General features: G+C 70.1%; 9 protein-coding genes. 3 read left to right on the plus strand and 6 right to left on the minus strand.

Annotation, left to right across the window (positions count from 1 at the left end; translation table 11 throughout):
* Positions 1-27: 27 nt before the first annotated feature.
* Entirely contained in the window at positions 28-765 is a 738-nt protein-coding gene (locus tag IW252_RS09295) for a DsbA family oxidoreductase (protein WP_231365974.1), read from the minus strand.
* Positions 762-1985, minus strand: coding sequence for an MFS transporter (locus IW252_RS09300; protein ID WP_196836301.1), 1224 nt, complete (start codon positions 1983-1985; stop codon positions 762-764). The genes IW252_RS09295 and IW252_RS09300 overlap by 4 nt, the downstream gene beginning before the upstream one ends.
* Positions 1986-2251: 266 nt before the next feature.
* Between IW252_RS09300 and IW252_RS09305 the strand changes: the two genes are divergently transcribed.
* Positions 2252-4306 carry a S1 family peptidase gene (locus IW252_RS09305; RefSeq protein ID WP_196836302.1) on the plus strand — a complete coding sequence of 685 codons (2055 nt, stop codon included), beginning with the start codon at positions 2252-2254 and terminating at the stop codon, positions 4304-4306.
* Between the two features lie 216 nt (positions 4307-4522).
* Here IW252_RS09305 and aceB read toward each other — a convergent pair whose 3' ends face one another.
* Both aceB and aceA read right to left on the minus strand, forming a co-directional pair.
* On the minus strand, positions 4523-6160 hold the full coding sequence (gene aceB, locus IW252_RS09310) for a malate synthase A (RefSeq protein ID WP_196836303.1): 1638 nt from the start codon (positions 6158-6160) through the stop codon (positions 4523-4525).
* Between the two features lie 100 nt (positions 6161-6260).
* Positions 6261-7565, minus strand: a complete 1305-nt coding sequence (aceA, locus tag IW252_RS09315; protein ID WP_196836304.1) for an isocitrate lyase — start codon at positions 7563-7565, stop codon at positions 6261-6263.
* A gap of 209 nt (positions 7566-7774) precedes the next feature.
* Here aceA and IW252_RS09320 point away from each other — a divergent pair, with 209 nt between their 5' ends.
* Positions 7775-9196 carry a helix-turn-helix domain-containing protein gene (locus IW252_RS09320; protein WP_408065786.1) on the plus strand — a complete coding sequence of 474 codons (1422 nt, stop codon included), beginning with the start codon at positions 7775-7777 and terminating at the stop codon, positions 9194-9196.
* On the opposite strand, the gene IW252_RS09325 is transcribed toward IW252_RS09320, so the two are convergent.
* On the minus strand, positions 9193-11295 hold the full coding sequence (locus tag IW252_RS09325; protein WP_196836306.1) for a catalase: 2103 nt from the start codon (positions 11293-11295) through the stop codon (positions 9193-9195). The genes IW252_RS09320 and IW252_RS09325 overlap by 4 nt on opposite strands.
* A gap of 199 nt (positions 11296-11494) precedes the next feature.
* Between IW252_RS09325 and IW252_RS09330 the strand changes: the two genes are divergently transcribed.
* Entirely contained in the window at positions 11495-12310 is an 816-nt protein-coding gene (locus IW252_RS09330) for a hypothetical protein (RefSeq protein ID WP_196836307.1), read from the plus strand.
* A 32-nt stretch (positions 12311-12342) separates the two neighbouring features.
* Here the strand turns inward: IW252_RS09330 and IW252_RS09335 are convergent, their stop codons facing one another.
* A complete protein-coding gene (locus IW252_RS09335) occupies positions 12343-13320 on the minus strand; it encodes a LysR substrate-binding domain-containing protein (RefSeq protein ID WP_196836308.1) in 978 nt (325 codons plus the stop codon).
* Positions 13321-13376 lie beyond the last annotated feature (56 nt).

The raw sequence follows: 13376 nt of genomic DNA on the forward strand, positions 1-13376 counted from the left end.
TGTGTCTGTAGGCCTACTCCTGTAGGCCTACTCCTCGTGGCAGCCCTCGGGTCCGCACGCGGCGCCGTCGGTGCCCGGCGAACCTGTGGTGCCCACCATGGTCAGCGGCGTCAGCTCCGCGGCGGCCTGGGTCAACGCCTGGGCAAACACCTCTACCGGTTGCGCCCCGGAGAGCCCGTACTTGTTGTTCAGCACGAAGAACGGCACCCCGGTGATGCCTAGCCGCCCGGCCGCCGCGATGTCCGCGCGGACGGCGTCGGCGTGCTCGTCGGAGTTCAGGACGCGTTCGACGGCGTCGCGCGGCACCCCCGCGCCGACGGCCACGTCGGTGAGGTCGCCGGCGGCGCCGATATCGAGGCCGCGCTCAAAGTGCGCGGACAGCAGCGCCTCCTTCAACGCCCCGGCCACACCGTGCTCGGCGGCCAGGTGCAGGAGGCGGTGCGCCGTGAAGGTATTCGCCACGCGCAGCCGCTCGAAGTCGTAGGAGAGGCCTTCGCCGGCGGCCTGCTGCGTGACGTGTTCAAACATCTGGGCCACCGTTTCGCGCGGCATGAATTTGCGCTCGGCGAGGTAGTCCAGCTCCGTGCCCTCGTAGTGCTCGGGCAGGGCGGGGTCCAGCTGGTAGCTGTGCCACGTGATGTCGACCTGGCCGGCCAGGCCGGTCCGGTCCACAGCGGCCTCAAACCGGCGCTTGCCGATGTAGCACCACGGGCACGCGACGTCGGACCAAATGTCCACGCTCAGGCGGGAAGAAGAATCAGTCATGACTGTGTCAACCGCTCCGCGTCCTGAGCCATTCCGGGGCCCCGGGGACGCAGCAGCCAGAAGCACAGCGCGCCGACGCCCACCAGCGCCGCGGCGACCCAGTACACGCCGGTATAACCGGTCACGGGGACCAGCGAGCCGAAGAGGACCGGCCCCAGCCCCGTGCCCAGGTCGAGGGCGAGGAAATAGGTGGAGACGGCGACGCCGACCCGGTGCTCCGGCGAGGCGGCCACGGCGATCGCCTGCGCGGAGGGGACGATCACTCCGAACCCGAGGCCGCACAGCACACCGGCGAGCAACATCGTCGTCGTGCTCGCCGAGACGGTGAGGGTGATGAGCGAGGCCGCGAACATGGCAAACGCCGGCCACAGCACCACCCCGGGCCCCCACCGGTCCTGCAGCCGGCCGGCGAAGAGCCGCGGCACCACCATGGAGACCGCGTAGGCACCGAAGAACCAGGCGCTGGATCCCGGGTGCCCGTCCGCGGCCGAGTAGGCCGAGGCCAGGGCCAGGATGGACGAGTAGGCGGCGCCGCAGAAGAGGGAGACGACGGCGATGGGCACGGCCCGCGCCTCGACCATCGTGGCCGGCCGCAACCACTGGACGTCGCGGGCGCGGGGCCGGCGCTCGGCAGGAAGCTCCGGCGGGCGCAGAATGAGCGCCACCACGAGCCCGCCGGCGGCGCTGGCCGTGCTGAGCCAGAACATCTCGAGGTAGTGCCCGCCCGCGGCCAATTGGACGGCGATCAGCGGGCCCACCGCGATGGACAGGGACGTGGAGAGCATGAAGTAGCCGGTGCCCTCGGCGCGGCGTGCTGGCGGCAGCAGTGCCTGGACGCTGGCGGAGACTGCCGTGTTACCGAGGCCGAAGGCGACGCCGTGCAGCAGCCGGACGGCGATGAGCATTCCCAGCGAATCGCTCGGGAGGTAGAGGAAGGACAGGATGACGTAGGCGCCTAGCGCCACCAGCAGCGTCCGGCGGCGGCCGGCCACATCCACCAGAGTCCCGCCGACGAAGCGGGACGCGATGGCGCCGACGACGAACGAGCTGGCCGTGAACCCCGCCGTGGAATCGGCGGCGGAGAAGCGGTCGATCGCGTACAGAGCGATGGACGTGGTGAGCAGGTAGAAGACTAGGGAGATCGCCAAGTTGGCCCCGATGCACAGGAAGAACTGGCCGGTCCAGACGGAGGGGGCCGGCTGATCGCGTGGCGTCGTCATCGAGGTCCTTGCTGCTGTCAACATCGGGGTTTTCGGCGCAGCGGGCCTGCGCCGCCCCATCGGCACCGATCATTTCATGCCCTGTGTGCCATCAATGCTGGTGTGACGCGCGGCGACGTGCGCGGACGGCGTCGTGCGTCGCACCCAGTTGCCGGGCCGCGCGCGGCTCGCATACTGTGCAGAATGGCTCTGTGGGTGTGGGGACCCGCGGTGCGTCCGCCGCGCCTTGGCGCGCCCCGCTCGCTCTGGTTCCTGAAAGGGGCCTCATGACCCTGACCGCGCCCACCACCGGCACGGCACCTAGCCGCCGAGCCTCCGCCCGCGCCCGCCTGCTGGCTGCCGCCGCTTCCTTCACGCTGGCCCTCGCCGGCGCGCTGCCCGCCGCCGCGGCCCCCACCCCGGACCCTGACCCGCGCACCGACCCCGACGTCGCGGCGCTGGCCGAGGCGGTGGAGCGGGATCTCGGCACGTCGCTCGATCAGTTCCTCGCCTCCGGCGAGCTGACGCGCGTGGCTGCCCAACTGCAGAGGGAGCTTGAGGCAGCGGGTCTGGCGGCGAGCGTCGCGGTGCAGGGCGGCCGCGTCAGCGTGCGCGCCGCCGATGGCGAGCGCGACGCCGTCGTGCGCCTGGTCCGCGGGTCGGCGCCGCGGGCACTGGACGACGGCGGAGTGGTGGTGCACGGTCCCGCGGCCGCGGAGCCCGCCCCGGAGGATGACCCGGTGGCCGCCGAGCGCACGGCCGTCTCCGCCCGGGAGCTCGCCCGGGAGTACGTCGCCCAGTTCGGGCCCGCCCACGTCCATTCGGTGACGCAGGAGCCGGGCGGATTCGTCATCAGCACGGCGGACGTCGCGACGGAGCCGGCCGCCGTGGAGCGGTTCGCGGCGGGCTACACCAACGTGCGCGTCGAGGCCGCTGCAGGACCGGCCGTCAGTTACGCGGCGGACGACGTCGTCGGCGGGATGCCGTACGGGCACACCACCAACGGGGTGGATTACGAGGTGTGCAGTACGGGATTCGCCGCGTTCAGCCCGCAGGGGCAGCCCGCGGTCCTGTCCGCCGGGCATTGCACGGTGGACGGCTCCATCACGCAGCCGCTGTCCCTGCTGGATCAGGGCGGGATCCCTGGCACCATGGTCGGGACGGCCCAGCGGTTGGGGACGTTCGGCTTCTCCCAGTTCGGCGGCGTGTCCAACTCCTCGTCCTCGCTGGCCGGGGACAACGTCGGCACGGACGTGTCCGTCATCGAGGCCATCAACCCTGAGCTGACGCTGCTGCCGCGGGCCTCCGACTGGTCCGCGGCGCCGGAGATGACCACGGCGGGCCCGTGGGTGACGGACGTGGCCGACCCGGTGGCGGGGGCCGAGGTGTGTAAGTCGGGACGCGCCACGGGGTGGACGTGTTCCACCATTACCGAGGTGGGGGTGTTCTTCCTTTATGGGCACCAGTTTCCGCAGGATCCGGAGGACATCCGGGCCTCCTACGGGTTCATTGCCGAGGGGCTGGAGTCCGCGCAGGGCGATTCCGGCGGGCCGATCGTTTCCGGGACGGTGGGTGTGGGCTTGCTCAGCGGGGGCCCGGCGAACCCGGATGATGGCGCCTACTCGCTGGGCACGTCCCTCACCGACGCGTTGAGCTACACCGGCGGGTACACCGTGCACCTGCATCTGCCCGCACCCGTGCTGGAGGCAGGCGTGGAGTACGACGCCGGGGCTCCCGTGGGCGGCACCGTCTCCGGTGCCGCCGCGGGGACCCACGTGCGGGTTGAGGCCGGCGGCCGGGAGTTGGGCACCGTCCCGGTTGGCGCGGACGGGGCCTTCGTCTTCGACGCCCCGGCCGATCCGGGCGAGTACGCGCTGATCCTGCGCGCGGTCAACGGGTATAGCGAGTCGGAGCCGGTGACGGCGTCGATCGTGGTGGCCGGCAGCACTGCCCCGCCCACGCCGGATCCGACCCCCACGCCGGAGACGTCGACCACGGCCCCACGCCCGACTCCCGGGCCCTCGTCGACCACGGAGCCGGCGGAGTCGGCCCGCCCGACGCCCACCGGTTCCGCGAGGCCGAGCACGACGCCGACGGGCGCCCCGTCTGAGACGCCGGCGAGTGCGCCGAGCTCGTCGCGGCCCACCCTGGCCGGCATCGAGACGGCCTCGGACGCGCCCGGCGACGAGCCGCCCGCGGTACTGGGTCAGGGCCCGCACCTGCCGGGGACCGGCACCGCCACCGTGGTGCCGTTGACCGCGTTCGGCGGCGCCGCCGTCGTCCTGGGCCTGCTGGTCCTGCTCCTCGCGCGCGGCCGGTACCGCGGCCGCCACGCGGGCTAACCGGGCTGTCCCGGCAGGCGGGCGGACAACGCAGTGCGGGGCGCCCCGCCAGGGGACGCCCCGCACCACTGCTCTGCTCTGCTGTGCTTGCGGTGCGCCGGGGCTCCATCTGCCGCCGGCGCGCCGATATTTAGTTGTTCCCCCCGGGGAACCGGACGGGGTGTCACTCCAGCAGCAGCACCGCCACCCGGCTCACCGGAAGTCAGATCCCTCCGCCTACGCCGCCTGCAATTGCTGCTTGCGGGTGCGGCAGAGGTAGGTCTCGTACGCCGGCAGCGTCAAGAAGTCGGGGAAGTCCTCGCCGAGCGCGGAGGCCTCGAAGATTTCCCGCGCCTCCGTGAACCGGTCCTCCTCGAAGCGCTGGATGCGGGCGAACTCCTCATCCGTCAGCTCCTGCACGTACTCGCGGGTGATGATCTCCCCGTCGTCCGTCACCGCGCCCTGGGCGATCCACTGCCACAGCTGGGACCGGGAGATCTCCGCCGTGGCGGCGTCCTCCATCAGGTTCTGCAGGGCCACCGCGCCGTTGCCGCGCAGCCAGGACTCGATGTAGCGGATGCCGATCGCGATGTTGGAACGCACGCCCGTTTCCGTGATGAGCCCCTGCGTCCCGGCAATGTTCAGCAGCGCCGCGTCGTCCGGGGTCACGTCCTCGCGGGTGCGGTCCCGCTGGTTCGGTGCGGAACCGAGCACGCCGTCGAACACCTCCCGCGCCACGGGCACCAGGTCCGGGTGCGCCACCCACGAGCCGTCAAAGCCGTCGTTCGCCTCGCGGGACTTGTCCGCGCGCACCTTCTCAAACGCGACGGCGTTGGCGGCCTCGTCCCGGCGGTTCGGGATGAACGCGCTCATGCCGCCGATCGCCATGGCCCCGCGGCGGTGGCAGGCCCGCACCAGCTGCTCCGTGTAGGCCCGCATGAACGGGGCCGTCATGGTCACCATGTTCCGGTCCGGCAGCACAAACCGTGGGCCGCGCTCGCGGAAGTTCTTGATGACGGAGAAGATGTAGTCCCAGCGGCCGGCGTTGAGGCCGGAGGCGTGGTCCCGCAGCTCGTAGAGGATCTCCTCCATCTCAAAGGCCGCGGTGATGGTCTCGATCAGCACCGTGGCGCGGATGGTGCCCTGCGGCATACCCACGTAGTCCTGGGCGAAGACAAACACGTCATTCCACAGCCGCGCCTCCTCGTGGCTCTCCAGCTTCGGCAGGTAGAAGTACGGTCCGCGGCCCTGATTGATCAGGCGCTGGCCGTGGTGGAAGAAGTGGAGCCCAAAGTCCACCAGCGCGCCGGCGATCGGGGTCTCGCCGATGCTCAGGTGCTTCTCCGGCAGATGCCAGCCGCGCGGGCGGACCACGATGGTCGGCAGGTCCGTCAGGCGCTCGCCGGTGAGTCGGTATTCGCGGCCCTCATCGGTGGTGAAGTCGATGTCCCGGTCCAGGATGCGGCCCAGGTTCAGCTGACCCTTGATCATGTTCTTCCACGTCGGCGTGGCCGAGTCCTCCAGGTCCGCCAGCCACACCTTAGCCCCGGAGTTCAGGGCGTTGATGGCCATCTTGCGGTCAGTGGGGCCGGTGATCTCCACGCGGCGGTCCTCCAGGCCCGGCGCGATCGGGGCGACCTGCCACGAGCTGTCCTCGCGGATGTGGCGCGTCTCCGGCCGGAAGGTCGGGTCCGTGCCGCGGGAGATCTTCTTGCGGCGCGTTTCCCGTGCCGCGAGCAACTCTTGCCGGCGCTCCTCGAACCGCTCGTGCAGGGCCGTCAGGAAGTCGATGGCCTCCGGGGTCATGATCCGCTCCTGATGGCACACGGGCGGGCCGGACAAGGTCATCCTGTTGATCGTGATGGGGGAGTTCATGGGAATCATCCTTTGCGCTGGGGGTGGGGACGACGACGGCGGTGAGCACCGCCGTCGTCCCGCACCAAAACTGTGGGTGAGCCGGGCAGGGCGCCCGGTGTTAGTGGAACTGGCCCTCTTCGGTGGATCCCACCAGGGCGAGCGTGGACGCTTCGGGGTTGAGCGCCGTGGAGATGGCGTCGAAGTAGCCGGTGCCGACTTCGCGCTGGTGCTTGGTGGCGGTGTAGCCGCGGGCCTCGGAGGCGAATTCCCGTTCCTGCAGGTCCACGTAGGCGCTCATCCCGTGCCGGGCGTAGCCGTGGGCCAGGTCGAACATCTCGTGGTTCAGGGCATGGAATCCGGCCAGGGTGATGAACTGGAACGTAAAGCCCATGGCGCCGAGCTCGCGCTGGAACTTGGCGATGGTGGCCTCGTCCAGGTGCTTGCGCCAATTGAAGCTCGGCGAGCAGTTGTAGGCGAGCATCTGATCCGGGTGCTCGGCCTTGACCGCCTCGGCGAACTGTCGGGCCAGCTCCAGATCCGGGGTGCCCGTCTCCATCCAGATGAGGTCGGAGTAGGGGGCGTAGGCCTTGGCGCGGGCGATGCAGGGTTCGATGCCGTTGCGGACCTTGTAGAAGCCCTCCGAGGTGCGCTCGCCGGTGAGGAACTCTTGGTCCCGCTCGTCGACGTCGGACGTGATGAGGGTGGCGGCCTCCGCGTCGGTGCGGGCGACGATGACGGACGGGGTGCCGGCGACGTCGGCGGCGAGCCGGGCCGCGTTGAGGGTGCGGATGTGTTGGCCCGTGGGGATGAGCACCTTGCCGCCCAGGTGTCCGCACTTCTTCTCGCTGGCCAGCTGGTCCTCCCAGTGGATGCCCGCGGCGCCGGCGGCGATCATGGATTTCATGAGCTCGTAGGCGTTGAGCGGGCCGCCGAAGCCGGCCTCGGCGTCGGCGACGATCGGCACTAGCCAATCCTCGACCGTGCGGGTGCCCTCGGCGTGCTCAATCTGGTCGGCCCGCAGCAGCGCGTTGTTGATGCGGCGGACCACCTGTGGGACGGAGTTGGCCGGGTAGAGCGACTGATCCGGGTACGTGTGGCCGGAGAGGTTGGCGTCCGCGGCTACCTGCCACCCGGAAAGATAGATGGCGCGCAGGCCGGCCTTGACCTGCTGGACGGCCTGGTTGCCGGTGAGGGCGCCCAACGCGTTGGTGTAGCCGCCGGAGGGGGCCTCGCTGGTGAGCTGGTCCCAGAGCTTTTCGGCACCGCGGGTGGCCAGGGTGTGCTCCTCGCGGACGGTGCCCTGGAGCTTGACGACGTCGGCCGCGGTGTAGTCGCGGGTGATGCCGCTCCACCGCGGGTTGGCGGCCCATTCCAGTTCCAGCTGTGCGGCGCGGTCGGCAGTGTCCGGGAGGTTCTGGCTCATCGTGGTGCTCCTTCAGTGACTGGCGTGGAAGACCTCGGCGTCTTCCGTTGTTTTCGCCGTGCACCACACTTTTCCCGGTCCGCAACCCCAAAAATAGAGGTTTCTGGTGGAAATATTGGCGATTCTTCGCATAAGCTAAAAATGTGACTGAATCAACTCCAGAACGCGCGCGGGCCGCCGCGCAGGAACCCCCGGCGGGCAGCGACGAGGTGGACGTCATCGCGCTCGGACGCCGGTTGCGCCACGCGCGCAAGGCTGCGGGACTGACGCTGGGCGCGCTGAGCGAGGTGTGCGGCACGGCGCCCAGCCAGCTCAGCCTGATCGAGAACGGCAAGCGGGAGCCCAAGCTCAGCCTGATCGCGCGCCTCGCCGCGGCCGTGGGCACGACGACGGATGAACTGCTCGGCGCGGAACCGCCCACGCGCCGGGCGGCGCTGGAGATCGAGCTGGAGCGGGCCCAACGCGGGCCCCTCTACGCATCGCTCGGCCTGCCCCGGGTGCGCGTGTCCTCGCGCCTGCCCAGCGAGGCGCTGGAGTCCTTGGTGGGGCTCCAGCGCGAGTTGGAGCGGCGGATGGAGGAGCAGGCCGCGACGCCCGAGGAGGCCCGGCGGGCCAATACGGAGCTGCGGGCGGAAATGCGCGCGTGCAACAACTACTACCCGCAGTTGGAGGCGCAGGCCCAGGAGCTGCTGGACGCCGTCGGCCACCGGGACGGCCCGTTGTCCCACCACGTGGCTGCGGACTTGGCGGATCACCTCGGCTTCAGCGTGCGGTTTGTGCCCAACCTGCCGCATTCCACGCGTTCGGTCACGGACCTGAAAAAGCGCCGAATTTTCCTCACGCAGTCCGGTGCGGTGGACCACGACGCCCGCACGGTGCTCCTCCAGGCGCTGGGGCACTACATGTTGGGGCATGAGGCACCCGCCGACTACTCGGAGTTCCTCCGCCAGCGCGTGTACACCAACTATTTCGCGGCGGCACTGCTCATGCCGCAGCGGCAAACCGTCGATTTTCTGCAGCGGGCCAAGGCCGGGCGGGAACTGGCCATCGAGGACCTGCGGGACGCGTTCGCCGTCTCCTACGAGTCCGCCGCGCACCGCTTCACCAACCTCGCCACGGAGCACCTAGGCCTCACCACCCACTTTCAGAAGGTGCACGCCTCCGGCATCATTCACAAGGCGTACGAGAATGACGGGGTGAACTTCCCGGCGGACCACCTGGGTGCCATCGAAGGACAGACCATTTGCCGGTATTGGACCAGCCGGGCCGTCTTCGACGTGCCGGACAAGTTCCGCGCTTACGAGCAGTACACGGATACTCAGGCCGGCACGTTCTGGTGCACCGCGCGCACGGAGCGGCACTCGGCCGGGCTGTTCTCCCTGTCCATTGGCGTCCCCTTCCAGCACGTGAAGTGGTTCCGCGGGCGGGACACCAGCGAGCGCTCGCAATCCCGCTGCCCGGACGAGGACTGCTGCCGGCGCCCACCGGCTGACCTCGCCGCGGCGTGGCAGGGGAAGGCATGGCCGGCCGCGCGTGCGAACACGCACCTGCTCGCGGCCATGCCCTCCGGAGCCTTTCCCGGGGTCGACGAGACGGAGATGTACGCCTTCCTCGAGTCTCAGCCGGACTAGCTGGCCGCCGCGGGGGAGTCGAACCTCTCCCAGACGCGGTGCTGGGCTACGAGCCCGCTGATCTGTCCGATCGCCTCCGCCACGTCGCAGTGGAGCAGGCCCGGGCCGTCCGCGGGGAGCCCGGCCGCGCCGAACGTCTCGGCCGACGGGCCGGCCAGGGCGATCGGCTTGGCCTGCCGGTAAGTCTCCTGCAGCAGGAGCACGAGGCGGGGATCCAACCCCTCGCCCGGCTTCGGGGTGCCCGCCTTGCCGTCGAGGTCCGGGTGTGCGTCCGGCCCGGCCGCGGGCGCGGCCGCCAACACGACGGCGTCGAACTCCACCGAGCGGGCCGTGAGGAAGGTGGCCCCGACGGCGGAACCATCGGCGAGTTCGCCCCCGGTCGGTGCGACGAACACGGGGCTCATCCCCGCGTCCTCGACGTCGCTGGCCAGCCGCTGGAGCGTCTCGGCCGGCGTCGAGCGCTCGACCACAAGACCCACGGACCGGCCGGAGACCGGCCACGTGCCGCCCACCTGGGACAGCGCGGCGCTCGTCTCCACGTCGGGAACTTCGCGGTCCGGCTGGGGCGCCTCCAAGCCCAACGCCTCCGCGACGCCGCGGCACAGGTCGGCGTCGATGTTGGCCAGGGCTTGCAGCTGCCGCGCCCGAATCGCCGGATCCGTGCACTTGCCCAGCTCGAAGGAGTAGGCCTGCTGCACGTGGAGCTGCTCCCGGCCGGTCAGGCTCCGGTAGAACAGGCGTGCCTGCGAGAAGTGATCGTCAAAGCTCTGCGCCTGACGGCGCTCCTTGGCGGAGGCGGCGATCGGCTCCGGCACGTCGATGAACGCCGTGGCGTCGTTACCCTCGCCCGCCATGAACGGGCAGCCGCCGTCCACCGAGTTCGGGTGGTACGGGGCCTTGCCCTCATGAATCCGGTGCTGATGGAGGCCGTCCCGCTGCATGTCATTGACCGGGGAGTGCGGCTGATTGATGGGCAACTGGGAGAAGTTGGGGCCGCCGAGCCGGGTGATCTGCGTGTCGATGTAGGAGAAGAGGCGCGCCGCCAGCAGGGCGTCATTCGTGACGTCGATGCCGGGAACCAGATGGCCGGGATGGAAGGCCACCTGCTCGGTTTCAGCAAAGTAGTTGCTGGGATTCCGGTTGAGGGTCATCTTGCCGATGGGTTCCACCGGGGCGAGCTCCTCGGGCACGAACTTGGTGGGGTCCAAGAGGTCGATGCCCGCGAACATCTGCTCCTCGGTATCGGGGAAGACCTGCACGCCGAGCTCCCACTCCGGGTAGGCCCCGGCCTCGATGGCCGCGGCCAGGTCCCGGCGGTGGAAGTCTGGGTCCGCCCCGTTGATCATCAGCGCCTCTTCCCACGTCAGCGAGTGGACGCCGAGGGCTGGCTTCCAGTGGAACTTGATCAAGCAGCTCTCACCCTCGGCGTCGACGAACCGGAAGGTGTGCACGCCGAAGCCCTCCATCATCCGGTAGGAGCGGGGGATGCCGCGATCGCTCATATTCCACATCGTGTGGGCCTGCGCCTCCGTGTGGAGGGAAACGAAGTCCCAGAACGTGTTGTGCGCGCTCTGGCCCTGAGGGATCTCCAGGTCCGGTTCCGGCTTGACCGCGTGGACCACGTCGGGGAACTTGATGCCGTCCTGGATGAAGAACACCGGGATGTTGTTGCCGACCAGGTCGAAGACGCCCTCCGACGTATAGAACTTGGTGGCGAAGCCGCGGGTGTCACGGACGGTGTCGGCGGACCCGCGCGAGCCGGCCACCGTGGAGAACCGCACGAAGACGGGGGTCTCGACGTCCTTCTGCAGGAAGGCCGCGTTGGTCAGCCGGGACGCGGTGCCGTAGCCCGTAAACGTTCCGTGGGCGCCGGCACCGCGGGCGTGCACCGCGCGCTCGGGGATGCGCTCGTGATCGAAGTGGGTGATCTTTTCCCGCAAGTGATGGTCCTGCAGGAGCACCGGTCCGCGAGGACCGGCTTTGAGGGACTTATTCGTCTCCCGCAGCGGTACTCCCTGGCTGGTGGTGAGGACTTCGCTGCGTTGCGGTTGTGCGTCGGCGCCGCCGGCGCGTGGTGCCTGGTGTGGTTCCGTGCTCATGGTGTTCCTCCTGATCAGGACGACCGTGGGGCTGGTAGGGCCAGCGTAGTTCGCTGCGCAGTGGTGACAAGGGGATGGTTCCTTGGAATGTGCTGTGAGGAGGTGGTGCGGGAACGATTTGCGTGGCTGACGAGTTTTTAAAGCAACAGACGAGGCGCCGCCGGCGCCAGGTTCGACGACGAGGAGGCCACCCGTGGCGATGTTCGACAAGCTAATCCGCAAGGGCAAGCAGATGGCGGGGGACTACGTCCGCGAGCAGCTGAGCCAGCGCAGCGCCGGTCAGGGGGCCCAGCCGCGTGCCGGGGGCGCGTCCGGTCCGTGGTCATCCCAGCCCGAACGGCCGCAACCCGGCGTCCCGGGTGGGGCGGACGGCCAGGTGCGTCAGCCGGCGTCGTCTCCGCAGGGCGACCCGGTAGCGGCCCGGGGTGCCAGCAGCGAGGATCAGGCCGCGATCGCCAAGTACAAATACATGTTGAAGACGGCGCCGCCGGAGGACATGGAGCGGGCGCACCGGGAGGCCTTCGAGCGCCTTACGCCGGAACAGCGCCGGCTGCTGCAGCAGGAACTCTCCGGCGAGTTGCCGGACGCCGAGCGCCCGGCCACGGACCAGCCGCAGGATTTGGCCCGGGCCGCCACGCGCGCCGAGGTGTCCCGTCCCGGGTTTATGGAGAAGATCCTGGGCGGCGGAGCGGGCCGTGCCGGCAAGGGCGGTCTGGCCGCTGGCGCGATGGGCGGCCTGGGCGCGGGCCTGCTGGGCGGCGTCGCCGGTGCGTTCATCGGCACCGCGATCGCCGGGCCACTCTTGGACGGCTTTTCCGGTCTCGGTGAGGGCCTCTCCGGCGCGGCCGAGGGGCTGTCCGACGGCGTGGCCGGCGCTGGCGAAGAACTCTCAGCGGCCGGTGAAGGCCTCATGGGGGAGTCGGAAGGACTGCTGGGCGGGCTATTCGGCGGCGATGGCGGCGGCTTCGGCGGGTTCGGTGGCGACGGCGGAGGGTTCGGGGACTTCGAGCTCTAGGGCTGGTTGAGCGCTGCGGGCGCCGCGGCCGCCTACGGCGTGACGCCCGAGCGCGGAGAGCCGCTGGCCTCCGCTCCCAGCGCCTCGGCCGCCAGCGCCAGCACCGCCTCGGCGCGTGGCGTCAGGCGGACCGTCTCCGGCCAGATGGCCACGACGGACGTCTGACCCACGCGCGGGAGAATCGGCCGGATCGCAAAGGGGCGTCCCTCGAGGCTGTAGTCGTGCTCGCGCGGGCGGGACATTTGGACGGTGTAGCCGACGCCGCGGGCCACCAGCTCGCGCGCCAGAATCATTTGGGGGACGGCTAAGGCCACGTGCGGGCGCAGGCCCTGGGCCTCAAACGCGGACAGCACCGTGGCCGTGCTCGGGTTGGTCTCATAGAGCGTCAGCTCTTCGTCCGCGAGGTCCGTCAAGGACACCGAGCGCCGGGTGGCGAGCGGATGGTCAATGGGTAGCACGGCCTCGAGCTGCGTGGAATACAGGTGGCGGCGGGCTAGGCCGTGGGGGAGCTGGAGGTCGTAGGCCAGCACGGCGTCGAGGTGCCCCGAGTTGAGCCGCGGCAACAGCTCGTCGTGCGTGCCCGCCGTGACCTGCAGGTCGAGCTCCGGGTGCTGGGCCCGGGCCTCGCTCAGGATGGGCGGCAGCAGATGCGGGGCCAGTGACGCGAAGCACCCGAGGTGGACCGGGCCGCGCAGAGACTGCCCGGCGCGTGAGGGATCCAGCGTGAGCTCATCGGTCGCCCGCAGGATCTCCTTGGCTTGGCGGGCGAAGTGCCGGCCCGCAGGGGTGAGTCGCAATCCCTGGCCCTTGCGCCGGACGCACAGCTGATCGCCCACCAGATGCTCCACCTGCGTGATGGCTTGGGATAGGGCCGATTCTGAGATGCGCAGGGCCGCCGACGCGGAGGACAGGGTGGCGTGCTCCGGCAGCACACTCATCATTTCCAGCTGGCGAATGGACACCCGACGGTGACCGACCGTTCGGTTGCGTCCCTGCGAGTTCTCCGGCATCCGGAACCTCCACTTCAGTTGAACTTCAATGATTTGCCACTTCTATCCAATTTACC

The organism is Zhihengliuella flava (assembly GCF_015751895.1).
Lineage (GTDB): Bacteria > Actinomycetota > Actinomycetes > Actinomycetales > Micrococcaceae > Zhihengliuella > Zhihengliuella flava.